Genomic DNA, 25,482 nt, shown 5'->3' with positions numbered 1-25,482 from the left:
ATTGTTACTGTTGATCTATAGTTTTATAATCTGTATAACCCTTTTCGCCCGGCGTATAAAATGTATTTTGATCCGGAACATTTAGTGTCGCTCCGGTTCTGTAACGCTCCACTAAATCAGGATTTGCAATAAAGGGTACACCAAATGATACCAGATCGGCATCACCATCACCTATAACCTGATTGGCCGTATCTTTATTAAAGCCGCGGTTAATGATGATCGTTCCTGTATACAGCTGACGGAAATGCTTGGCAACCTCCTGGATAGCATTGGCGTTTCCGGAAACATCAGTAAAAGGTTCTATCAAGTGCAGATAAGCCAGATCGTAATCATTCAGCCTATTGACTAGATAGTTGTAAAGTGCAATGGTCTCATCGTCGACCAAAATACCCATAATACCGTTTAAAGAAGGGTTGAGACGAACCGCAACTTTACGGATATCGGCAACCTCTTTTATGGCATCCAAAATCTCGAAAAGAATGCGCGCTCTATTTTCGATCGAACCCCCATATTCATCGTTGCGCAGATTAGAATTTTTACTAAAAAACTGCTGCAGTAAATAGCCGTTGGCAGCATGAAGTTCAACACCGTCAAATCCAGCTTCAAAAGCATGAAGCGCCCCTTGTTTGAAATCATTAACCGTTCTTTTAATATCAGCAACCGTCATGGGCTGAGGAGCGACAGTAGGTTTAAATCCCGTTGCTGTAAAAACCTGCTGCTCTGGATTTACATCCGAAGGGGCCAACGGTTTTTTACCCTGATGAAGATCAGGATGCGAGTATGCTCCAGTGTGCCAGAGCTGGGCAAAGATGACTCCGTTTTCAGCATGTACTGCTTCCGTGGTCAATTTCCAGCCTGCGATCTGCTCTTGCGTATAAATTCCAGGAACATGTATAACACCTACTGCCTCAGGACTGATAAATGTACCTTCGGTAATGATCAGTCCAGCAGAAGCACGCTGTTTGTAATACAGCGCAGTCAACGCTGTTGCTTTATTTTCAGGATTATCAGAACGGCTTCTGGTCATGGGAGCCATCACTATCCGGTTCCGCAATTGTAATCCATTTTTATGGTAAGAATTAAATATTACACTGTTCTCCATGGTATTAATAATTTAAAATTGTAAATTTGCTTGCATTTTGCAAGTACAAATATAAAATTCAACTTGCAAAACGCAAGTGTTTTTTAAAAAAAATACATTATTATGAAAAATAGATCGCAATGCCCTATCAGTTGTTCATTAGATATTTTAGGAGATAAATGGTCCTTATTGCTCATCCGGGATTTAATGCGCTTGAAACAATGCACCTACAGCGACTTTTTAAAATCTGGCGAGAAGATAGCGACCAATATCTTAGCTTCAAGATTATTAATGCTGGAAGAAAATGGACTGATCAGTAAACTGGATCATCCGGAAAGCAAAGCAAAAGTTTTATACACCCTTACTAAGAAGGGTGTCGATTTACTCCCCATATTGATTGAGATGCAATTATGGGTAGACAAATATTACACGGTACCCAAAGAACAGAAAGAGATCATTAAAGCTGTTAAGAAAGATAAAGCGGGTTTTATAAAAGCACAAAAGAAAGTATTATCGGATGGAATTAAGGTAGAGCACTGATATTATAAAAGTTAAGATGACAAGCAGGAGATCAATTCACCTATGAGATCTTTCGTACAGTGGCGCAAAGTTCAGTAATTCTTAAAATAAGTAACAGCAATTCTGTTAAAACTTTTAAGCAAAAAGGACATACAAAAAAAGTATGTCCCTTTATTATATAGCTTAACAAAAGCCTATTTCAACTTCTTCAGGTGCTAACGACAAAAAATCACAAATCATGTCTACATCAAAACCACTTTTAAGCATTTTTGAAGCAGACTCCAATATCAAAAATGATGATCAAAAATCAGGAGGAGACTCTAACATTTAAATTAACCCCGATAGAAATACCTACGAGATGACCACTGTGAATAGAAAATGAATGTAACCACTTTGCCAAAAGTTATTCCTGCATTCACGATCAAATAGTCGGTATTAATAACCATTAATCCACTGGATTTATTTTATTGCTGATTTTCAAGATTAACCATCTTATAAATACAAAGAAAAGAAGTATTAGAAATGCCATGAGCACATAACCGAGCTTCCCCATTGACCAACCAAAAACAAATAACCAGGTATTTATCTGTTCACTCGGATTGAAGGCTTTATTGGCACCAAAATCCGACAACAGTAAGAAACCAGTACCGATATATAAAATAAGCAAGGTAACAGCAGTACTAATTAATGTATATTTCATGTTATTAAATTATATTGTTTTTCAGTAGTTCAATAAACATGCCATTGACTACAATTGTAATATTGCATGAGAAGACCGGTACGTTTTATATAATTGATCAGCAATATTAACCTTGTGCACTTTCTTTCATACCGTTAATCAATCCGGCTCGTCGCATAACCCACGACTGTCCCGGTTATAGCCATCCATGCTGTATGCGCTTATATCAACAGCTAAAAACTCGTCCAGATGGAACATGATGTCCGCAATATTTCCCAATAAAACCTGCATCAGAGGCTATAATCTCGGTGAAAAATTCCTCATCGGGAGGAATATGTTGTACAGCACAAATTTATGTTAGGAGATAATCGCCATCCAAATATTAAAATCAGTGAAATTTAATTTTATTTAGAACAATTCCAGATTAAAACCTATATTTGAACCTATCTATCTAAAACGACTTGCTTAGTGAGCCTTAAACTATTTTTTACAAAAAAAAACAAGCAGAAAAAACCACCTGAACAAATATTTCAGGAGTGGTTCGATGCCTATTGGAATCGACTTGTTGATTTTTGTGAACACCATTGTAATGATGAGCAAATCGCTATGGATATGGTACAGGATATTTTCTGCTCGCTTTGGAAACGTAAAGAAGTGATGGAAGAAATTATTCAGATCGAACACTATCTCTTTCGCGCTGCGCGAATACGGATCAATGATTATTACCGTGAAAAGTATAAGCGCATCGATCAGACACATGAATTAACAGAGACCTTCTGCCACAGCATCAACAACACAGAGGAGACCATCTATTTCAGAGATCTTGATCATTTTGTAGATGGCTTGGTCAACCGACTCCCCTGCCGTTGCCGTCAGGTGTATACCCTGAGCCGCAATAGCGGTCTAAGCATACCCGAAATTGCCGAAGCATTGTCTTTGTCCGAAAAGACTGTCGAAGCACATCTCACGAAAGCCCTAAAATTCCTGAGAAATAAGATCGCGACATCAGAACAAAAATAATTTTTTTTTAGACTAAGGGTAAAACAGCTAAACGACGACTGGTATATAAAAATATATGAAGATCGATCATCAGCTCTTGGAAAAATACTGGTCAGGCCAGTGCACACCTGTTGAGAAACAAGCTGTGGAAGCTTGGATGGCTGATGGTATTCCTGATGAAGAATTTCCACGCAAGAAAAGTAACTATACAACCGAAGAGAAAAAAGCGATCTTATGGCAAAATATTCGCCATCAAGCTAATATCCCCGATAGGGTTTCTGCAGAAAAATCAACCCGTATACGCTGGCCTAAACTCGTCGCAGCAGCCAGTATCGTGAGTATCCTATCCGCAGCTTGGCTCTATCTTCGATCGGATAAAATAACAGCAGAACCGATCGTAACCACCCGCTTTGTACAGATCGAAGTACCTTTTGGAAAAAAACAAAAACTCATCCTCAGCGATGGAACGACCATAAGTCTCAATTCCGGAACAAAATTACGCTATCCCGAAAAATTTGATGCAGCGAAAAGAGAAGTGACCTTAGATGGTGAAGCTTTTTTTGAGGTGAGCAAAGATCCAAAACGACCTTTTATTGTCCAGACTAAAAATACCAGTACCCGCGTACTGGGTACCCGATTCAATTTGCTAAGCCGTACCGGACAGTCCGATATGCTTACTGTGGAAGAAGGACGAGTACAATTTACCGCAGCAAATTGTCCGGACACCCTTATTTTAAAAGCCAATATGCAAAGCAGTTATGCTGCAGGAAAGATGAAATCAAGTACCGTAAACAGTGAACTGTCGACTGCCTGGATGGAAGGACAACTTATATTCGACAACAAAACCATCAAACAGGTGATTCCGGAACTTGAACGCTGGTATAATGTAAAGATCACCTGTCACAATACAGCAATACTGAATGATCAGGTGAGAGGGAAGTTTAAGCAGGCTTCTTTAGCATCAGTTTTACATGATATCAGTTTTGCAACCTCCATCAAATATACCATCAAAGATAAGGAGGTCAGCTTATATAGATAATCGATCCGCAAAAAATAACCCGGTGTACGCATCGCCAAAATTGTCCACCGGGGGATGAAATTAAATACATTAACTTAATCACATTTGTAAAAATATGAACTTTTTGCTACTTAGCACACCGCTATTTCCCAGAACATGGAAAAAAAATAGCCTTTTATTAGCACTTTCTTTCTCCTGTCTCTTAACACAGGCGCAACAGGGTATCCTCCAGACCAAGGTCAGCATCCAAATCAAAAACCAAACAATAGCGCAGGCGCTAGAAAAAATTGAAGAAAAAACAGGCTGTTCTTTTATCTACAGCCCGAACCTGATCGACGCACAAAAAAAAGTATCGGTAAACCTGCAAAACGCACGCTTAGAAACAATTTTGCAGGAGATCCTGGGCGATGCTGTAAAACGCGTAGAGACCAATGGAAATCGCATTAATTTACAGCCTTCTTCTGGAAAAGGCAATCTGAACGGACAGGTACACAGCAGCGATGGTCACCCTGCTGGATATGTGAGCATCTCCCTTGCGGGCAGACAAGTCCAGGCCGATGAAAACGGTAAATTTTCGTTCAGTAATATGGAAGCCGGCAGCTATACCGTAGAAGCAAAATATGTTGGCTTGCTGACCCAAAAGCAACAGGTACATATTGAAGCAAATAAAACATCTACAGTCAACCTTGTGCTCTATGAAGATGCTACAGCACTACAGGAAGTAGTGGTCAACGGCGAACGTAAAAACCGCTTTGCAAATAAAGAGACCCCTTTTGTAGCCCGTATGCCACTGCGCAATTTGGAGAATCCGCAGGTCTATCAGGTGGTAACACAGCAGTTGATGAAAGAACAAGTTTCTTATACCATCGCCGAAGCCATGCGGAATGCAGGTGGTACTGTGCCCGTGATCAATCCTTCTGGCGGACTGAGTGCCCATTTAAGAGGATTTAGTACTGGAATTAATGCCCGCAACGGTATGGAGTCCACTTCGGACCGATCTGCGATGGATCTTGCCAATGTAGAACGCATAGAAGTACTTAAAGGTCCATCGGGAACACTATTTGGAGCATCCGTATCTTCATTTGGTGGCGTAGTCAATCTCGTTACGAAAAAACCAATTGAAGCAAAACGTACGGAAGTAAACTACACTACGGGGAGCTATGACTTAAACCGTTTATCCATAGATCTCAATACGCCATTAAAGGCCGACAAAAGTGTCCTATTTCGTTTGAATACCGCTATCCATAAGGAAAGAAGTTACCTCTCGGATGCTTTTAACAATACCTTTTTAATCGCACCTAGTTTAAGCTATCAGGTCAATGAGAAGCTGACCCTAAACTTAGATGCCGAATACCTAAAGGTTCACAATACACAGCCCAATAATTTTGTTATCCGGGCCAAAGATGTACTTCAACCTAAAGATCTGAAGTTGGATTACCGCAAAAGCTTGTATTATAGCGATGCCGATGTACAAAATAGCGCTTCTAGGATCTTTGCTGAGGCAAAATATAAAATATCGGATAAGTTCCAGTCCACCACCGTGTTCTCGTACGTTTCGGAAAATGTGGATCACAGCTATCAGCGTGTCGTGCTCGTCAGTTCTCCTACAGAGGTCACTAGAGCCGCGTCCATATATAAGGATGTCTATAATGGATACGCAAATATTCAGCAAAATATCAATGGCGAATTTAACACAGGAAGTATCAAACATAAATTGCTCGTCGGAGCCAATTATAGAACCCTCAGCAGCAGTTTCCTTTTCGGAGATATACAGCTATTCGACAAAGTAGATGTGACCCAAAAATTCACGCCCCTGTTGAGACAGGAAATCGATAAAAATGCCGAATTTGCACCGTACCCCACTCCTTCGCAACAAACGCTCAGTGCATATGTATCCGATATGATCACCATCGTGCCACGTCTTTCGACCATGCTTTCACTACGTGTTGATCATTTCAATCGGAACAAAGTGGAAGATGAAGAAGGATTCAAACAAACATCATTAGCGCCTAAATTAGGATTGGTGTATCAGATTCTTCCCGAGCGTATTTCTGCATTTGCCAATTATATGAGTGGTTTCCAAAATGTTGCTCCGGTCATCCAGCCAGATGGAAATCGATTTGTCATAGATCCAATATTTGCCAATCAAGCAGAAGGTGGAATAAAATCGGAGCTTTTTCATAAAAAATTAAGTCTGACGGCCAGCTATTATTATATCAAGATTGATAATGCCACCCGTGTCAATGCGGACATGTTTACCGAACAGGATGGAAAGCAGGTGAGCAAAGGTGCAGAACTGGAGGTCATTGCCAACCCCATCGCAGGACTGAACATCATCGGAAGTTATGCCTATAATGATAATCGCATCATCAAAGCTTCTGATACTGCTGTTGAAGGAAACAAGGCAGAATTTGCGCCTGAAAATGTCGCCAGTTTTTGGGCTTCTTACACTTTCCAAGAAAAAGTAAAAGGTCTCGGTGTCGGTGCCGGAGTCAACTATGTTGATAAAATGTACCGCGCTTCGACAAATACCTTTTTTATCCCCAGCTATACGCTGGCCAATGCAACTGTGTTTTATAACAAACAAGCTTGGGGAATTCAATTGAAAGCGAACAATATCTTTAATAAAAAATATTGGGACAGCTGGGGCAATTTGCAGGCACCATCCAGTGTGGCGGCAAACCTTTCCTATCGTTTCTAAAAATTGTATAGCAACTAGCAGACCGCTTTTAGCGAGCGGTCTGCTTTATTAGATCGTAAATTGTGCTAAAGAAAATATTACATCAAACACACCTTTGGATGGGTTTACTCTCATCACTTATCGTCTTTATACTGGGCATAACCGGTTGTATATTGGCATTTGTTGATGAAATCAAACCCGTAGTTTATAAAAATCATTATTACGTGGAGTCCACGAGTCCAGATCATGAGCGTCAGTCATTTTCAACTTTATTGGACCACGCAGAACAGCATTGGGGTGCTGAAAAACAGGTCTCGGCCGTAGAAATTGAAAACAATCCACAACGGACCTGGCATTTTAGGGCATATAAAGAAGATGATAACGATGGAATCTGGTACTGGAACGAGAAAAAATACTATGAGTCTGTTTTCATCAATCCCTATACCGCAGCAAACGTATACAGTGAAAATGCTGAATTTGAATTTTTCAGGGTCATACTCTACCTCCACTGGTCATTGCTGTTCAAAAATGACATTGGCCAACCCATTGTAGGCACTGCAACGCTATTTTTTGTGCTCTTACTTTTAACAGGTCTATATCTGTGGTGGCCAAAAAACAAAAAAGCAAGACGTGTTCGGTTTTGGTTTCGCTGGAAAAATAAAACCGGCATAAAACGGAAAAATTACGATTTGCATAATATTCTAGGATTCTATTCCTTCACAATCGCTTTAATTCTGGGATTGACCGGTATGATCTGGGCCTTCCCCTGGTTTGATGAGTCGGTACAGCAAGTACTCAATAAAATCGAAAATAAGGCTCCGGAAACAGTTCTGGCGAAACCTATTCAGTCAAAGGCTCATTTCAATACAAATCTTTCGGTCTACGATAACATTCTGAACGAAGTAGAGGTAACTTATCCCGATGCACATGCCTATTACTTTTATTTCCCACAGAAGGAAGAAGCATCGTTAAACGTGTATATCCGCTATGAAAAAAGCTATGCCTCTATCATCCGACAATATGATGTAAAGAAAGGTTATCTGCAAAAAACAATCGATTTTTCAAGTAAAAATTATGGTGAGAAAATGCGGGCCTTAAATTACGACATCCACTTAGGAAGTATTCTGGGAATCCCGGGCAAGATGCTGGTATTTTTGGCATCGTTGATTGCCGCCAGCCTACCTGTCACCGGTTTCTACATCTGGTACAATCGACGTAAAAAGAAAAAAAAGAAAGCGTAAATAAAGCTTAGCAACCCGTTAATTCTCTTAATGCTAAAAAGGCTTATCCCATCACAGATAAGCCTTTTTAGCAATCGTTTCCTTTTATCTGCAACCCCTTATTTAATACTATTTCTGACCTTTCTCTCCTATATAATTCGCGCCAATAACATTATTTAACCAGATTCTTTTGTGCCTGTATATACTCCGACGGTGTCATTTTATATTTTGCCTTAAATACTTTGGTAAAATAATTAGGATTTGAAAATCCGGTCTCATACGCAATTTCCGATATCGAATTACTATTTTTTTCCAATAAATTTGCTGCACGTTCCAACCTTACCGAACGTATAAAATCTACAGGACTCATACCCGAAAATTCAAGTAATCTATTATACAACGATGTTCTACTAATGGACAAGTGACTACTCAATAACTCAACAGATAACTGTGGATTATCTAAATTTTCATAAACATATTCAAATACACTCTGTAAAAATTTCTCTTTTTCTGACATCACCTCAACTTCTGGTGAAACAAAAGAGAGCTGCTTACTATAAGTATCTTTAAAAGCTTGATTAAGGAGCAATAAACTATTCACTTTTGCTAATAATGCAGCCATATCAAATGGTTTAGAAATATAATCTACTGCTCCCGACTCTAAACCGCAGACTAAACCATTTTCTACTCTTGAAGCTGTCAATAAGATAATAGGAATATGTTTTGTCCGTTTATCCCGCACCAGCTTTTGAGTCAATTCCATACCGTTCATGATTGGCATCTGCACATCAGAAATAATCATGTCGGGGTGATGAAATAGTGCTTTTTGCCATCCTTCTTGGCCGTTTGACGCTTCGCAAGTTTGATATAAAGGATCGAGCCTACTTTTTAGAAAACCCCGAAAGTCATCGTCATCCTCAATAATCAATACAACGGGTCTCAGACGAATATGCGGATCAACATTATCCTGTTCGACACTTATAACAGTCTGTACAACTTCATCATTAACGACCTCCATTTTTTCTAAAAACAGATCAAAAGAAAAAGCACTTCCAAAGCCTGGTTCACTCTCCACGTAAAGTTTACCACCATACATTTTAACAAATGAATCTGCGATTGACAAACCGATTCCAGATCCTTGATTCAAAATATTACCCTGTGTATCATGCTGGTAGAAACTCTCGAAAATCGCTTCATGCGATTCTTTTGGTATACCGATACCATCATCCTTGATTACCATTTTAACTTTTATTTTATCACCCTCCTCCTGTACTTCCACCGATTTTATATACACAGAAATATGACCTCCCTTTGCAGTAAATTTAAACGCATTGGATAATAAATTAAAAAGAATGCGCTCAATTTTATTATGGTCAAAAGCGGTTAGTACATGATCTTCACAAGAAATAAAACGATAGTTGATCTCCTTTTGAATGGCCATATCACTAAAGGATTCATACATATCTTTTACAAAGGATACTAAATCCCCTTTCGTATTATGCAATCTAAGCTCATTTTCTTCCATTTTTCTAAAGTCGAGCAATTGATTAACAAGATTAAGCAACCGGTGGGCATTACGCTTGATAAGCGCGATCTGTTGCGAAGTTTCCTTATCCTTTTCCTTAAGTAGTAGAATATCAATTGGACCTGTAATTAAAGAAATAGGCGTTCGAAATTCATGACTTAAATTCGTCAAAAATTTTATTTTCATCTGATCCAACTGATGGAGATTATCCGCATCTCGACGCTCCTGTTCCAAAACAAACTTTTGTTTTAGTTTCCGCACACCGCGACTCTTTAACCAATATAACCCCGATAAAAGCAAAATCCCATAAAAGACAAATGCATAACCTTTTAACCATATGGGAGGTGCAACATAAACAACTATAGATTTGATTTCATCATCCCATATCCCATCGTTATTACTCGCTTTTACTTCAAATGTATATTCTCCTGGATCCAGATTGGTGTAATAAGCAGCGTGATCCCCATTAGCTTTAATCCAATCCTTATCAAGCCCTTTCAAGCGATATTGATATTGATTGTCTTCTGATACCGTCAGATTCAATGCAGCAAATGAAATTGAAAAGTTTTGTTTATACTTCAAATTGATCCTTTCTGCCGTTAACAATGATTCAGATAGTATGCCTTCTTCAGAAGGTTTAATCACCTTATTATCAATCTTTAATTCCGTTAATACGGGTTTGGAAGGATTTGTATTAATTTTTAAATTTTTAGGATAAAAATGATTAAATCCTTCTTGACCACCAAAATATACTTCTCCATCAGGTAGCATGAGACCTGCCCCTATCGCAAATGCGCCCTCTTGTAGTCCAACAGAATAGGCATAATTTTTAAACGTTTTTTGCAAGGGATCATAACAGCTCAATCCTTTATTCGTACTGAACCACATTTTCCCAGTATTATCTTCAACAATACTCTGTACTACATCATTGATCAAACCCTCCCGTTCAGACAACGTTTTAAACTGCTTATCATCTTTTTGCAGCAACCCGACTCCATTGCCATTTGTACCTGCATACACATTTCCAGCCCGGTCAGTATAGATCGATAACACATAATTGTTCGGCAAAGCGTTTGCATTTTTATTATAATACACGGTTTTACGGGTGTATGGATTGTATACAAAGATACCTGCTCCGTAGGTACCTACCCACATATTACCTTCGTGATCCTTTCTCAATGCACGGATAAAATCTGCAGAAGGTGCAATCTCATCCGCTTTGGGGTTGTCAGAACGACGAAATTTTTTAACCACTCCATTTTTAAGCTGAATCACGTTGATTCCACCACCATTTGTACCTACCCAGATATCACCATAGATATCTTTCTCTAAACTAAAAACTTCATTATTATTAAGTTGGTTTTCCCCAGATCCTGTCAAGTAGTGCGTACGTGATTGTGTTTCCAAATTAAACTTGATCACTCCCTTACCAAAAGTTCCCAGCCATATATCGCCAGGAGAATCTCCATTTTTCAATGCTAAAACCGTTAGATTTTGATCTCCAATCGGAATAGCTGTCAGCTTATCCAAGCTACGGTCATATCGAAAAAGACCACCACCATCTGTACCTAGCAGAACCTGACTCTTAAAAGGCAAAAATGAAGTGATCATACTGACCTCATTTTTCCCATAACTGTCGATCGTTTTAAGGTTAAACTGATTCAGATTCACATCAAATTTATTCAAACCTCCTTGTACGGTACCCACCCAGTAAATTCCAAATTTATCCACGTAAACAGAACGGACCGATTTATGGCTTATACTTCTAATATTTCGAGGATCCTTATTAAAAATTTTAAGCTCAAAATTCTCTGTATTCAATACGCCTAATCCATTATCCGTACCAATCCAAAGTCCACCTTTAGTATCGTTAGCAATACTGTAAATTCGTTTACTCCCCAATTTAGCTCCCCCCGATTCTTGAAACAAAGAAAACTGATCTTCATGATCACCCTTATAAACAAGTCCTTGTAGTGAGGAAACCCAAATACGTTTCTGTTCATCTTCTTCAATGCAGGTCAGTTCCATGAGTTGTTTATCAGATGTCAAAGGATCCTGAGCAGGATAAACTTTACTTTCTTTCAAATTCGATGCAAACTGATATATTCTATTTTCAGCGGCAATCCACATGCGTCCTTGACTGTCTCTAAAAATATATCTGGAGGTCATTTTGAAAAACTTCTTTTCGATATCGGTATAGCGTACGTCAAGTGGTTTGCCAATATCTTTGACATTGATAATAAAGAGTCCACCATATGAACCTACCCAGATATTCCCTGCAATATCCGTATTAATGGTTGTTATTGCGGTACTCAACCATTTACCATCCACATGTTTATCATAACTGACAATTTTATCCAATTTACGGTCATAATAACTTAAGCTTCCGCCATTGGTACCTATCCAAACACGTCCTAGGTTATCCTCACATAAAGCTGTGATATGATTAGATTTCAAACCCGCTTCTACATCGGCATTATAACGATAAACTTTAAACGTGTATCCATCAAATCGATTTAACCCATCTTCAGTTCCAATCCATAAAAAACCATAACTATCTCGATAAGTACTAAAAACAGTATTGGACGATAAACCATTTTTTATCGTATAATGCTCAAACGAATACGGCAGTTCCTGCGCGTTAGCAATAGAGCAGAAAATTAGGGTAATAACAATAATAATTTTACACTTCAATATATTCAACATATTTAGGTTTAATAAGATAATGGTTAAAGGTGTACAACAATACTTTTGAATAGCGGTCACCGTTATCCTAAACTATCAAAAAAAATAGATTATTTGATGATTTAAATCCAATTTTAACATACTTACTCATCATTTGAACATTCTTACCTCAACGAGAATGTTACATCAGCTAGTTTTGAATTAGTAATTATAAACCAACCGTCAAAAATAAATTTCACTACTTGTTATTAGACCTAACCTACCTAATAGCAACTGGAAATTTTATGCATGGCATTTACACAAACCACTTAGATTAAAATAAAATTATGAGCACACAGAACAGTCCCTAAAACCTACTATGATAGATCACTATCACCTTTAATCAATGCGCTACAATTGAGCAAACCGATTTATGATTTCAAACCAATAACTAAACAGTAAAAATTATTATGATGATTAAATATACCATCACACTCATTTGGTATGAGAAAAAACTATGGGGTATTTTCCTGCTCTATACCTCAGCACTTCTGCTCTTATTGCTTGCAACAACATCGCCGCTATATGCACAAGACCTAAGACAAATCCGGGGTACAGTCGTTGACCAAAAGCAACAAGCAGTAGAAAATGCTTCCGTTAAAGTCAAAGAAGGAACAACAGGAATTTCAACAGATATAAATGGCTCTTTCACTATTCAGGTACCCAAAAACAGGAATACCCTGGTTATTACCAAAGTTGGATACCTAAAAACAGAAGTCCAAATTAATAATAAAAATGAATTACAGATCGTACTCAACAGTGCCAATATCGATATTGACGAAATTGTTGTGGTGGGTTACGGCACCCAGAAAAAAGAAACTGTCGTGGGAGCAGTTACACAAACCTCTGGGAAAGTCTTAGAAAGAGCTGGCGGTGTAGCCAGTGTTGGTGCGGCCTTGACCGGTAATGTCCCTGGGGTAGTCACGACAGCAAGTACCGGGATGCCGGGAGAAGAAGATCCACGGATTGTGATTCGCGGACGCAGCACTTGGAACAATACCGATCCATTAACTATGGTAGATGGAGTCGAACGTCCTTTGAGCAGTGTCGATATCAGTTCGATTGAAACCGTATCCGTATTAAAAGATGCAACCGCTACTGCCGTATACGGTGTACGTGGAGCCAACGGAGTCATTCTCATTACCACTAAAAGAGGTAAAGAAGGAAAAGCTTCCGTAAGAGGTACGGTGAATAATATCATAAAAACAGTGTCCCAATTGCCCGGGAAAATGGATTCATATGATGCCATGATGCTCCGCAATCGTGTCATCGAAAACGAATTGGCACTTTCTCCCAATAGCTGGGTTTCATACCAACCTCAAGATCTGATCAACAAATACCGCTTCCCGGCCAATCTGGAAGAAAGAGAGCGGTATGTTAACACCAATTGGGCAGAGGAACTATTCAAGAAACATGCTTTCTCACAAAATAGCAACCTCAATATTGCAGGAGGTACAAATTTTGTAAAATACTTTGCCAGTGCCGATTATTTATACGAAGGCGATATGTTTCGCGAAAATGATAACAATCGCGGTTACAAACCCGGTTATGGTTTTAACCGCTTAAACATGCGGTCTAACTTAGATTTTCAGCTCACGCCAACCACAAAATTTTCAGCAAATCTAGCAGGGTCGCATGGAAGAAGAAAAAGTCCTTGGGGTGGCGGAAATGATTACAGTTACTGGATCGCCGCCTATACCGTACCTCCTGACGTCATTTACCCAAGATACGCCGACGGCACATGGGGATTTTACAAACCTGATTCACAAGTCGGTATCAACTCAGCACAAGCACTCGCAACATCCGGAGTAGAACTGACAACTACGAGTAAAATAACGTCAGATTTTATATTAGAGCAAGATCTCAAAATGTTTGTCGATGGGTTGAAAGTGAGAGGAAGCATATCGCTCGATAATACATTTGTCGAGGCAGGAAGAGGAGTTAACGATCTGTATAATAATGTACAAAGTAAATGGATTGATCCAGAAACAGGACTAGCCGTTTACGGACAAAATATAGATGGCAGCCGTTTTGACTTTGTAGAAGGGATCAACTGGGCTCAACAATCGGGAGCAGTAAATAACGGAATGACCTATAGACGCCTGTTCTACCAGTTGCAATTGGATTATGCAACCCGAATAGCAAACGATCATAACATTACAGCGATGGGTCTATTCAACCGAAATCAATATGCTACAGGAAGTATGCAGCCGTTTTATCGTGAAGACTGGGTATTTCGCACCACCTACAATTACAAAGGAAAGTATATGCTTGATTACAGTGGAGCCTATACCGGATCTGAAAAATTTGCCCGCGGTTACCGATTTGGATTTTTTAATTCTGGAGGTATAGGCTGGTTATTGTCTGAAGAAAATTTCATGAAAAATATTTCCTTTATAGACATGCTGAAACTTCGTGCTTCCTATGGTGATATCGGAGATGACAATGTTAATGGGCGCTATCTGTACTTGACACAATGGTCATATGGCGGTCAGTCTCATATGGGGACTGTTGGAGAGGCTCCAGAGCGCAGTACTTATACTTGGTACAGAGAAAATGAACTGGGTAATCCGAATGTACGTTGGGAAAAAGTAAGAAAATTCAACTTTGGTACCGATTTCTCATTTTTTAAAGGAATTATTTCAGGTCAGGTGAATGTATTCAGTGACAAGCGCACCGATGTGTTGATCACTGGAAATAACCGTGCAATACCCGACTACTTCGGTGTCGCAGCACCAGCAGCCAACTTGGGCATCGTGACCAATAAGGGATATGAAGTAGAGTTAAAAGTCAATAAAGCGATTAATCAAAACTGGCGATTATGGGCTGATATGAACTTTACACATGCCAAAGATAAAGTGATAGAAGGAGACAGTCCCGAATTACTTCCTGATTATCAAAAGCTCAATGACAAGCAGATCAGTCAAACCTATACACATGTCGGTGGCGGATATTACAATACCTGGGATGAATTATATGCCAGTACCATACATGATAATAACGATGGGAATAAACTACCTGGTAACTATCACATACTGGATTACAATGGCGATGGATTGATCGATTCCAAAGATAATATACCCTATGCCTACCCCTCTACTCCGCAGAACACATACAACCTAACGGTCGGATTTGACTGGAAAAACTTCAGCATCATGACACAATGGTATGGTGTCAACAATGTCACCCGTCAGGTCGTATTGAATAGTTTTGAAAGACAGCGCAATTTAGCTTATCACGAAGGATCCTATTGGTCCAAGGAGCAAACAGACGCAGATGTACCTTTACCCCGTTGGCTTGCTACTCCGAGTAACTATACGCCCGGGAGCCGTTTTATGTACGATGGATCTTATATCCGATTAAAGACTGCCGAGATTGCGTACAACTTGAATGCTGAAAACAATTTTATACGTCGTATGGGATTTCAACATATTCGCATCTTTCTCAACGGTCATAACCTTTTATTCTGGTCCAAAATGCCCGATGATCGAGAATCCAATTATGCAGGTACAGGATGGGCTTCACAAGGCGCCTACCCTACCGTCAAACGTTTTAACCTAGGCGCGAACATTACTTTTTAATCGATATGATGATGAAAAAATATTTAAAAATTATTGTTTCTTTTGGTGTTATAGTTTCCTCTTCATACATGAGTTCTTGTAAAAAGTACCTCGACAAAGAAGAACAATCTATTATTTCAGAAAAAGAAGCGTTTAAAAACTTCAATAATTTCCAAGGCTATACTGAAGAGCTATACCATTGTATTGTTAATTTCAGCAATCTCTACTGGACCAATTCCTGGAACTGGGGCGAAGACGAGATTACCTCTACCGCTGGCGATTACCACTTTATCCATAAAATCGATAATGGCAATTTTTGGGCCTGGCAGGCACAGCACGATGGCTGGGGTGCAGGATGGATGGAACAAAATGATTTTACAACGGAATTTATAGGAGGAAACGATCGCAATATCAATAAAGACCTTTGGAATGCTGCTTGGTTCGGCCTTCGAAAAATTAGCATTGGTCTTGAAAATATGGATAAAATGACCGAAGCCACTCAGGAAGAACGGGATCTTATCAAAGGACAATTGCTTTTCTTTAGAGGTTGGTTTCACCATCGGTTGATGGAATATTTCGGCGGTATGCCATATATTAATAAAGTATTGCCAAGTGATGAAAAACTAACACTTCCACGTCTCAATTACCATGAATGTGCAGATTTGGCCGCTGCAGATTTTCGTGAAGCTGCCAATCTTTTACCCATCAATTGGGATGATACCAATCCGGGAAAGCGGACACTGGGGAAAAACGCGCTGCGCATCAATAAAATAATGGCTTTGGGTTATCTAGGTAAAAATTACCTGTGGGCGGGTAGTCCATTGATGAATTTTACGGTGACCGGTAGCCGCACCTATCAAACCGATTACTGCAAAAAAGCAGCGGAAGCTTTTGGAGAATTGTTATCACTGACCGAAAGTGGACAGGCTCCATATAAATTGGTGGACTTTGAAAATTATCACCTTAATTTCTATACAATAAGTGAAAATTGGGCACTCCCAGGAAGTACTGAAGCTATCTTTAGAGGTCCTTACAATGCGGGCAACAACACCCATTATGGAACCAGTAAGCAGTATATGCCAAGCTTAATCACCGAAGGCGATGCACTGAAATTTGTACCGACAGCCAATTATGTCAATTACTATGGAATGGCTAACGGATTACCGATTAAAGATTTCACACAAGCAGACGCAGAGTCCGGTTATGATCCAGCATACCCTTGGAAAGGACGTGACCCAAGATTTTACAATGATATCGTCTTTGATGGCGTTAAGGTCATAAAAGGAACCATACCTCCCAAGGATAGACCGGAAAATGAATACCGATACGCCCAACTCTATACCAATGGATCTTATCGTAATATTCAGAATGGTAGCCGTACGGGTTATACACTGCGCAAATTTATTCCTTTAACAACAAACGATTATGACAGAGCTTTTGACTACGGATCGAATATGCACATCTATGTTCCCTACATGCGTCTAGCAGATGTCTACCTCATGTATGCCGAAGCTGCAGCCATGGCAAATAATGCCGCTAATGGAAAAGCGACAAATTATAATAAAACTGCGGTAGAAGCAGTCAATATCATTCGTAAACGTGCTGGAGTCGATGCTGTGAACACAAAATTCTTAGCTTCTTCCGATGCCTTTATGAGTGAATTACGCCGCGAAAGAGCAGTTGAACTTGCCTATGAAGGACATCGTTTCAATGATTTGAGAAGATGGTTATTACTTACGGAAAGCCCATACACCCTAAAAACTGCACTTGAATTTGATAGAACGGGGACTTTTAATACAGCTGACCCTACTCAAAACCGTGTAGTAAATATGAAAGAAAAAGTATTAGTAGAACGAAAATTCACAAGCAAGCATTACTGGCTTCCCTTAAAAGTATCTGATGTTAGCATGTATCCTGAATTTTCACAAAATCCCGGATGGTAACTCAAATGAGCGATCAATTCATAAAATTATGAGACAATGAAATATAAAAAATTAAAAATAGCATTGTGCCTGAGTATGGTCGGTTTGGGTACGCTTGACGCATCGGCATCTCGCTTATCCCAATATAAAAGCTATAACCCACTATCACCTGCAAGATTCGGATTAATAGACACGTTGCAAACGGATAGTACAACGCTCATACAGGTGGCTTTTCGTAAGGTTAAAAAACAAAATCTTATGGGCGAAGTCCAAGCGATTAATCTAGCTCAGTTAATGGAAAAAAACTATACAACATATAGTCTCGAAAACCTAGATGCACTTGTTACAGGTTATAATGGAAACATATGGGGATCTTCAGGTTACCTACTTTTAGTAGATGGATTTCCCCGTGATGCCGACAATGTCATGCCCACTGAAATTGAACAGATCTCCGTATTAAAAGATGCAAACGCAATTGCTCTTTATGGTAGCCGTGCGGCAAAGGGTGTTATCTATATGACCACCAAACGAGGAAAAGCAGGTAATCAAAAAATAAACATTCGTACCAATGCAGGGATCAATACTCCCATCAGTTATCCTAAATATCTCGGTTCTGCTGAATATATGACCCTCTATAATGAGGCTAGACGCAACGACGGACTTCCTAATCTATACACACAGGAGAATATTTATAAGCATAGCACGGGAGAGAATCCTTATCGCTACCCGAATGTAGATTATTATTCTTCTGACTACATTAAAAAGAGTTACAATAGATACGATGCCACCGCAGAAGTTTCTGGTGGTAACGAAAGGACGCAATATTATACCAATTTTGGATTTTGGTCTGCGGGATCATTATTAAACTTTGGTGAGGCAGTAGACAACAACAGCTCCAATCGCTTTAATATGCGCGGCAATATTGATGTAAAGTTAAACAAAGTCATCTCATTAAATGTAGACGCAGCAGCGAGCTTCTATACTTCCAAGGGTGTCAATGCAGATTATTGGGCTGCCGCTGCAACTGGTAGACCACACCGCTTCTCTCCGCTTGTACCGATCAGCATGATTGAAGACAGCGACGAAAACTCCTTGATTTTTGTGAACAACAGTAATTTTCTTGTAGATAACAAATATTTATTAGGCGGTAGTCAATTGGATCAGACAAATGCATTTGCCAATATTTATGCGGGAGGAAGCAATCGACATCTGAACAGACAATTTCAGTTTAATACGGGGTTGAATTTTAATCTAAATGATGTACTGGAAGGTTTAACATTTAATACGGCAATGGCGATCGATTATCAAAATCAGTATAATCAATCGTATAATAATAATTATGCCGTATACCAAGCCAACTGGAACAACTATAATGGTACCGATCTCATCAGTAGTCTTACCAAATATGGTGACGACCGTATTTCGGGAGTACAGAATATAGGCGGAAGTGCATACAGACAAACTTTAGGTTTTACAGCGCAATTAAACTATGCACGTACATTTAACGAGCAACATCATGTGTCTGCGATCGTATTGGCCAATGCATTTCAGATTGGACAGTCTGAGGCTTATCACAAACAAAGCAATGCTAACCTAGGTTTGCAGCTCGGATACCATTTTGAAAATAAATACTATGTCGATTTTAGTGCCGCTTTACCGCACTCTGCAAAATTACCAGAAGCCAAACGTAAAGCCATTTCACCAACTTTATCGATGGCATGGCGCATAAGTGAAGAAGAATTCATGAAGGACAACACTGTTTTTAACAACTTAAAATTAAAGGCATCTGCTGGTATTATCAATACCGACCTCGATATAGAGGATTATTATTTATATAAAGGATATTACACCTATAATAATGCGGCATGGTACAGTTGGAGTGATGGCCAACTGGTACACACTTTTGATCGTTTCAGAGGTGAAAATATGGATATGCGCTATCCACAACGTAGGGAGATCACCTTTGGCATAGAAGCCGGCCTATACAATAACTTGGTGACATTTAATGCTTCTTATTTTTACAACCAGATGCATGGGATGCTGGTACAGCCAAATACACTGTATCCGATGTACTTTATGTCCTATTGGCCGACCTACTCAGAATTACCATTTATAAATTATAATGTAGATGAGCGTCAGGGGATAGATTTTGGATTAAATATCAATAAAACATTTAACAATAGTTTTCTTTCATTAGGAGTAACGGGTCTTTATTATGACACGAAAGCAGTAAAACGCGATGAATTGTTTGAAAGTGCATATCAAAACCGTGCTAATAAACCTTTAGATGCGATCTGGGGACTTCAAAATGACGGATTTTACCGAGACCAAACAGAAATAGACCAAGCACCTTTAACCGCTTTTGGAGAAGTTAAACCTGGAGATATTAAGTATAAGGATCAAAATGGCGACGGTATTATTGATACACGCGACGAAGTTTATTTAGGTAAAGCCGGTTGGGCAGGAGCTCCATTTTCACTGGGTTTTAATATCACTGCTAAATGGAAAAATGTAACATTATTTGCTGTTGCAACTGCAAGATACGGTGCATATGAAATGAAAAACAGCTCTTATTTCTGGATGAAGGGCGAAGATAAATACTCCATTATAGCACGTGGTCGTTGGACGGAAGAAAATAAAGAAACTGCCACATATCCACGATTGACAACTGGAAACAGCGACAATAATTTACGAAGTTCAGATTTTTGGATGTATAAAACCAATCGATTTGACCTCTCCAAAGTACAGATTTCCTATGATTTCCCAACAGGTGTTATCGGAAAGGGAATCGTTAAAGAACTCGGTATCTATACAAATGGTTATAATTTGATGACCATTGCCAAAGAAAAAGAAACGATGCAACTCAACGTAGGTGGTACACCGAGAACAAGATTTTTCAATTTCGGTGTAAAGGCCATATTCTAAATTAACAGTGAAAACTAATTGACATGAAAAAAATCATATTCATATTCAGCATTGCCTCCGCCCTCTCATTCACGTCATGTGAAGATATGTTTGAGCCTGCTATCGAAAATATTTTAGATATCGAGACAGCATACGACAGACCATTGTACGCACAAGGTTTATTACTAAATGGCTACAACAGAGTCCCAACAAACAGCTGGTCATTTAACGATGTGGCCACAGATGATGCAGTAACTAATGAAAGAATTAACGATTATCAAAAAATTTCTACAGGGCAATGGACTGCAATCAACAATCCGTTTGATCAATGGCGGAATAGCAAATCAGCAATACAGTATATCAACAACTTTTTAGCATTAACGGACAAAGTAAGTTGGGCCTCGACAGAACAGGTCACCACCATGTTCAGTGATCGGATGAAAGGTGAAGCATATGGTCTCCGTGCCTTATTTATGTTTCATCTGCTTCAATCCCACGCAGGAAAAACGAGTAGCGGTGAACTTATGGGTGTACCCATTATACTTGAACATGAGGTATTATCATCCGATTTCAATCATAAAAGAGCCTCTTTTGAAGCCTGTATGAAACAAATTTATGCAGATATTCAAAAAGCGGAGGACTTATTACCGCTAGATTATGAAGATATTTCATCGCAAAGTGAAGTTCCCGCTAAATATCAAGCATTAGCCATTAAAATGGACGATTATAATCGAGTTTTCGGCAAACATTTTCGTTTACGCATGAGTAAACGAATTATACAAGCTATCAAGGCCAAAGCTGCGCTTATGGCCGCAAGTCCAGCTTTTGCAAGTGGCAATACAACTACCTGGGCTGACGCCGCAAACTATGCAGGTCTTGTGATCCAGCAAAAAGGAGGTGTATCTGGCATAGACCCTCAAGGCGCATTATTTTATCAGCAAAATAGCGTGAATGCTATGAACGAAGGACGCAATACTTCGGAAATACTATGGCGTGTAGACCGTGGTGATCCTTCATCAAATTTAGAAGCCGATCAATTTCCACCAACTTTGTTTGGACGTGGGCGGATTAATCCCTCCCAAAATCTGGTCGATGCGTTTCCAATGGCCAACGGGTATCCAGTGTCCGATATTGCAAATAGTGGATTCAATGCTCAAGCCCCTTACGAAAATCGTGACCCTAGGCTTAAACAGTATATTTTAGTCAATGGCGGTACTGCCGGAGTTAATAATACGGCAATCAATACAACTGTCAACAGTCCAACCAATGATGGGTTAAATAAAGTAGAAACTTCCACCCGAACAGGATATTATTTACGCAAACTTTTACGTCAGGACGTCAATCTCAACCCTTCCTCTACATCAGGGCAATATCACATCACACCGCGCCTGCGTATGACGGAGATATATCTTGCGTATGCCGAAGCGGCCAATGAAGCTTGGGGACCTACGGGTACTGGGACACAATCATTTTCGGCTTACGATATCATTAAAGCAATCCGGACACGTGCCGGTGTAGGGACAACCAATGGAGACCCTTACCTCAATCAGGTCAAAAACAATAAAGAACTGATGCGCGAACTCATCAGAAATGAAAGAAGGCTAGAATTATGTTTTGAGGGTTTTCGTTTTTGGGATATCAGAAGATGGAATAAAAATCTCACTGAAGCGGCACGCGGTGTCAGTATTCAAAATAATAGCTATACGATTTTCAATGTTGAAAACCGGGTGTATGAACCTTATATGCAATACGGTCCTATTCCCTACAGTGAAATCCTAAAATACAGTAACCTTGAACAAAACATGGGGTGGTAAAACATTTTTAAAAATAATCAGATGAAAAAATTACATATATTTTCCATTGTACTTGTATTCCTATTTACCTCCTGTAAAAATCAGGACTGGGAATTTCCAGATTTTAAATATCAGACCGTATACTTCGCATATCAATATCCTGTAAGGACTATTACTATGGGTGAAGACCTATTTGATACCGCATTAGATAATGAAGGTAAAGTCAAAGTAATGGCTACAACAGGTGGTGTCTACGATAATAAAAAAGACATCACCATTGATTTTACCGTAGATAATGCCATGACCGATAAAATCATTTTCAATCCAGATGGCGGAGAGGTAAAACCACTGCCAAGTAATTACTATTCAATCGCCTCCAATAAAATAATGATACCAAAAGGCAGCTTGACAGGTGGCGTGGAAATACAGCTGACCGATGATTTCTTTGCTGACCCTAAAGCTATCACCACCCATTATGTACTTCCGATCCGTTTAGACCATGTCATAAATGCAGACTCTATCCTTTCCGGAATTCCAAAAGCAGGAAGCTTACGCCGAAAAGCAGTAACTGATGATTGGGACACTGCTCCTAAAGATTATATTTTCTATGCTATTAAATATATCAATACCTGGCAAGGCAATTACCTCCGCCGTGGCCGCGATATGATTGTTGGTAAAAATGGAAACAATGCGCTCACCCAAACGCAAAGTAGAAGAAATGCTTACGTCGAGAAAGATGAGGTAAAAAGCTTGACAACAGCGTCGTTGAAAAATACAATACTTCCATTAACATTTAAGGATGTAGACGGCACAAATATCAACTGTGCTTTAATGTTAACTTTCGATAATAACAATAATTGTGTCATCAGTTCTAATACAACGGGAGTCACAGCATCAGGAAAAGGAAGCTTTGTAAAAAAGGGTGATAAAAATAGTTGGGGGAATACCGATCGCGATGTGTTGTATCTCGATTATCAAATCGATATGCAAAAGATGAATGTGAGTACAAAAGATACCTTAGTCATGCGTGACCGAGGTGTTAAAATGGAAACTTTTACGGTCGCAATAAAACCATAAAAATATGAAAAGATTACATACAAAGATAGGTGTTGGCCTCATAGCTGGTCTCCTATTCTGTTCCTGCGCAAAACATGAAATACTCCAATATGGGACAGAAAAGCCTGAAAGTATTATTGCACAAGAAAATATTGATACCTATAGCCCATTGATCTCCTACATCGATAAAAATGCGCATCCAAATTTCAAATGGGGGGTAGCACTCAATATGGACGATTACCTCAATAAAGGTGTGATGTACCGTTTAGCAAATCGCAACTTTGAAGAAATGGTCATGGGATACGAAATGAAACATGCTTCTATTGTACAAGCCGATGGCACACTGAACTTAAGTAAACTGGAACGTGTGATCAAAGCTGCACAAGAAAATAACATGGCTCTTTTTGGGCATACACTTACTTGGCATTCAGGGCAAAATGCCACTTATTTAAATAGCTTGATTGCTCCAGTATTACTACCACCTGGTTCGGCACCAGTACCCGGAGGTATCAACGTACCATCACTTTCGGGTTATGCACTAAAGATGACTAACCCATCAGTTGCCAATGCGTGGGAAGCACAAACAGCTTTTGATCCCAAGGGACTAGAAGATAACACCGAATACACACTAAAAATCACAGTAAGAGGCAGTAAGGCTGGAAATATTGGTCTAGATCTTCAAGAAACAGTTAAATATACAGGTGATAGTTTTGGTTCTATTGCTTTTACTACAGACTATAAAGAGTATGAACTTAAAGTGAAAACCACGGCAGCACGCACTCGATTTATCATTAATTTCGGTCAGTTTGCAGGAACAGTTTTCATAGACAATATTTCCTTAAAAAAGGCTGGAAGTAATGTAGAGCTCATCCCTGACGGAGATTTTGAAAAAGGCATCAGCGGATGGATAGGATGGGGCAACAGTTCTACCCGCTCACAATCTGCAGTAGGTGAAGGTTATGGCGGACCTGGTGGTATCAGAGTTGAAAAAACACCTGACGAGAAAAAAAGAATTCTTACCGAAGCATTAGAAACTTTTATTGCAGGCATGATGTCTGTAACCAAAAATTATGTCAAAGCTTGGGACGTGGTCAATGAGCCCATGTCCGATTGGCCTGATCAGTACGCCCTAAAAACTGGGATTGGAAAAACCGACTTGGCGGAGGACGAATTTTATTGGCAAGATTATCTGGGTAAAGACTATGCGGTAAAAGCCATTCAACTTGCCCGAAAATACGGAAATCCCAATGATATCCTTTTTATAAACGATTATGGTCTGGAAGGTGGTGGTAATAAATGTAAAGGTTTAATTGCCTACGTCAATTATGTGGAAAGTAAAGGCGCCAAGGTAGATGGCATCGGTACGCAGATGCATATCAATAGCACGGCCAATAAAGATGACATTGTTAACATGTACAAACTACTGGCGGCAACGGGTAAACTAATAAAAGTATCGGAGCTTGACATTGGTCTTGGCGACAACATTAAAACAGCCAATGCAACAGCGGCAATGTATCAGCAACAAGCAGATATGTACAAATTTGTCATTGAAAAATACTTTGAAATTATCCCGAAAGCACAACAATATGGGATCACCATCTGGAGTCCTTTGGACAGTCCTGATCGCGAAAACTCCTTTTGGAGAAGAGGCGAACCGATTGGAATCTGGACAGAATCCTTTGTTCGTAAACCCGCATATCAAGCGGTAGCAGAAGCACTTCAAAAGCAAAAATAATAAGCAAGTATAGAATAAAAGAGAGGGAAGATTTCCCTCTCTAAAAAAAAATAGGATAAATTAAAAC

14 protein-coding genes are annotated in these 25,482 nt (G+C 39.4%); 11 read left to right on the top strand and 3 right to left on the bottom strand.

Features of this window, described 5'->3' with window-relative positions; all coding sequences use genetic code 11:
- Positions 1–4: 4 nt before the first annotated feature.
- On the bottom strand, positions 5–1,102 hold the full coding sequence (locus tag JAZ75_RS17670) for an alkene reductase (RefSeq protein WP_208697129.1): 1,098 nt from the start codon (positions 1,100–1,102) through the stop codon (positions 5–7).
- 102 nt (positions 1,103–1,204) lie between these two features.
- Here JAZ75_RS17670 and JAZ75_RS17665 point away from each other — a divergent pair, with 102 nt between their 5' ends.
- A complete protein-coding gene (locus JAZ75_RS17665; protein ID WP_208697127.1) occupies positions 1,205–1,621 on the top strand; it encodes a winged helix-turn-helix transcriptional regulator in 417 nt (138 codons plus the stop codon).
- Between the two features lie 424 nt (positions 1,622–2,045).
- Here JAZ75_RS17665 and JAZ75_RS17660 read toward each other — a convergent pair whose 3' ends face one another.
- The gene (locus JAZ75_RS17660; RefSeq protein WP_208697124.1) at positions 2,046–2,300 is read right to left on the bottom strand and encodes a hypothetical protein; all 255 of its coding nucleotides are present in this window, start codon (positions 2,298–2,300) and stop codon (positions 2,046–2,048) included.
- A 447-nt stretch (positions 2,301–2,747) separates the two neighbouring features.
- Here JAZ75_RS17660 and JAZ75_RS17655 point away from each other — a divergent pair, with 447 nt between their 5' ends.
- The 4 genes from JAZ75_RS17655 (at position 2,748) to JAZ75_RS17640 (ending at position 8,217) form a co-directional block, all read left to right on the top strand.
- Entirely contained in the window at positions 2,748–3,299 is a 552-nt protein-coding gene (locus JAZ75_RS17655) for an RNA polymerase sigma-70 factor (protein WP_183913864.1), read from the top strand.
- A gap of 55 nt (positions 3,300–3,354) precedes the next feature.
- The gene (locus JAZ75_RS17650) at positions 3,355–4,317 is read left to right on the top strand and encodes a FecR family protein (RefSeq protein WP_208697122.1); all 963 of its coding nucleotides are present in this window, start codon (positions 3,355–3,357) and stop codon (positions 4,315–4,317) included.
- Positions 4,318–4,411: 94 nt separating this feature from the next.
- On the top strand, positions 4,412–6,997 hold the full coding sequence (locus JAZ75_RS17645) for a TonB-dependent receptor (protein WP_208697120.1): 2,586 nt from the start codon (positions 4,412–4,414) through the stop codon (positions 6,995–6,997).
- 62 nt (positions 6,998–7,059) lie between these two features.
- Entirely contained in the window at positions 7,060–8,217 is a 1,158-nt protein-coding gene (locus tag JAZ75_RS17640; RefSeq protein ID WP_208697117.1) for a PepSY-associated TM helix domain-containing protein, read from the top strand.
- Positions 8,218–8,368: 151 nt separating this feature from the next.
- Here the strand turns inward: JAZ75_RS17640 and JAZ75_RS17635 are convergent, their stop codons facing one another.
- Positions 8,369–12,427 (bottom strand): two-component regulator propeller domain-containing protein, encoded by a 4,059-nt coding sequence (locus JAZ75_RS17635; RefSeq protein WP_208697115.1) that lies wholly within the window; start codon positions 12,425–12,427, stop codon positions 8,369–8,371.
- A gap of 428 nt (positions 12,428–12,855) precedes the next feature.
- Here JAZ75_RS17635 and JAZ75_RS17630 point away from each other — a divergent pair, with 428 nt between their 5' ends.
- Genes JAZ75_RS17630 through JAZ75_RS17605 form a run of 6 tightly spaced genes read left to right on the top strand, consistent with a single transcriptional unit; the run spans position 12,856 to position 25,415 of the window.
- Positions 12,856–16,026 carry a SusC/RagA family TonB-linked outer membrane protein gene (locus JAZ75_RS17630; protein ID WP_208697113.1) on the top strand — a complete coding sequence of 1,057 codons (3,171 nt, stop codon included), beginning with the start codon at positions 12,856–12,858 and terminating at the stop codon, positions 16,024–16,026.
- A gap of 5 nt (positions 16,027–16,031) precedes the next feature.
- Positions 16,032–17,948 (top strand): RagB/SusD family nutrient uptake outer membrane protein, encoded by a 1,917-nt coding sequence (locus JAZ75_RS17625; protein ID WP_232789248.1) that lies wholly within the window; start codon positions 16,032–16,034, stop codon positions 17,946–17,948.
- 36 nt (positions 17,949–17,984) lie between these two features.
- Positions 17,985–20,852 carry a SusC/RagA family TonB-linked outer membrane protein gene (locus tag JAZ75_RS17620; protein ID WP_168126247.1) on the top strand — a complete coding sequence of 956 codons (2,868 nt, stop codon included), beginning with the start codon at positions 17,985–17,987 and terminating at the stop codon, positions 20,850–20,852.
- Between the two features lie 23 nt (positions 20,853–20,875).
- Positions 20,876–22,645: a RagB/SusD family nutrient uptake outer membrane protein gene (locus JAZ75_RS17615; protein WP_168126246.1), complete on the top strand. Its 1,770-nt coding sequence runs from the start codon at positions 20,876–20,878 to the stop codon at positions 22,643–22,645.
- A gap of 21 nt (positions 22,646–22,666) precedes the next feature.
- A complete protein-coding gene (locus JAZ75_RS17610; RefSeq protein WP_168126245.1) occupies positions 22,667–23,701 on the top strand; it encodes a DUF5627 domain-containing protein in 1,035 nt (344 codons plus the stop codon).
- Between the two features lie 4 nt (positions 23,702–23,705).
- The gene (locus tag JAZ75_RS17605) at positions 23,706–25,415 is read left to right on the top strand and encodes an endo-1,4-beta-xylanase (protein WP_168126244.1); all 1,710 of its coding nucleotides are present in this window, start codon (positions 23,706–23,708) and stop codon (positions 25,413–25,415) included.
- The last annotated feature ends 67 nt before the right edge of the window (positions 25,416–25,482 follow it).

The organism is Sphingobacterium sp. UDSM-2020, from assembly GCF_016132525.1.
GTDB classification, from domain to species: Bacteria; Bacteroidota; Bacteroidia; order Sphingobacteriales; family Sphingobacteriaceae; genus Sphingobacterium; species Sphingobacterium anhuiense.
The sequence above is the reverse complement of the archived record's forward strand: the minus strand, read 5'-3'. Positions and strand labels throughout refer to the sequence as shown.

What these genes read in the sequence shown, in the direction of transcription:
- JAZ75_RS17670 (WP_208697129.1), bottom strand. Translation starts at nt 1,102, where the DNA reads ATGGAGAACAGTGTAATATTTAATTCTTACCATAAAAATGGATTACAA.
- JAZ75_RS17665 (WP_208697127.1), top strand. Translation starts at nt 1,205, where the DNA reads ATGAAAAATAGATCGCAATGCCCTATCAGTTGTTCATTAGATATTTTA.
- JAZ75_RS17660 (WP_208697124.1), bottom strand. Translation starts at nt 2,300, where the DNA reads ATGAAATATACATTAATTAGTACTGCTGTTACCTTGCTTATTTTATAT.
- JAZ75_RS17650 (WP_208697122.1), top strand. Translation starts at nt 3,355, where the DNA reads ATGAAGATCGATCATCAGCTCTTGGAAAAATACTGGTCAGGCCAGTGC.
- JAZ75_RS17645 (WP_208697120.1), top strand. Translation starts at nt 4,412, where the DNA reads ATGAACTTTTTGCTACTTAGCACACCGCTATTTCCCAGAACATGGAAA.
- JAZ75_RS17635 (WP_208697115.1), bottom strand. Translation starts at nt 12,427, where the DNA reads ATGTTGAATATATTGAAGTGTAAAATTATTATTGTTATTACCCTAATT.
- JAZ75_RS17630 (WP_208697113.1), top strand. Translation starts at nt 12,856, where the DNA reads ATGATGATTAAATATACCATCACACTCATTTGGTATGAGAAAAAACTA.
- JAZ75_RS17625 (WP_232789248.1), top strand. Translation starts at nt 16,032, where the DNA reads ATGATGATGAAAAAATATTTAAAAATTATTGTTTCTTTTGGTGTTATA.
- JAZ75_RS17620 (WP_168126247.1), top strand. Translation starts at nt 17,985, where the DNA reads ATGAAATATAAAAAATTAAAAATAGCATTGTGCCTGAGTATGGTCGGT.
- JAZ75_RS17615 (WP_168126246.1), top strand. Translation starts at nt 20,876, where the DNA reads ATGAAAAAAATCATATTCATATTCAGCATTGCCTCCGCCCTCTCATTC.
- JAZ75_RS17610 (WP_168126245.1), top strand. Translation starts at nt 22,667, where the DNA reads ATGAAAAAATTACATATATTTTCCATTGTACTTGTATTCCTATTTACC.
- JAZ75_RS17605 (WP_168126244.1), top strand. Translation starts at nt 23,706, where the DNA reads ATGAAAAGATTACATACAAAGATAGGTGTTGGCCTCATAGCTGGTCTC.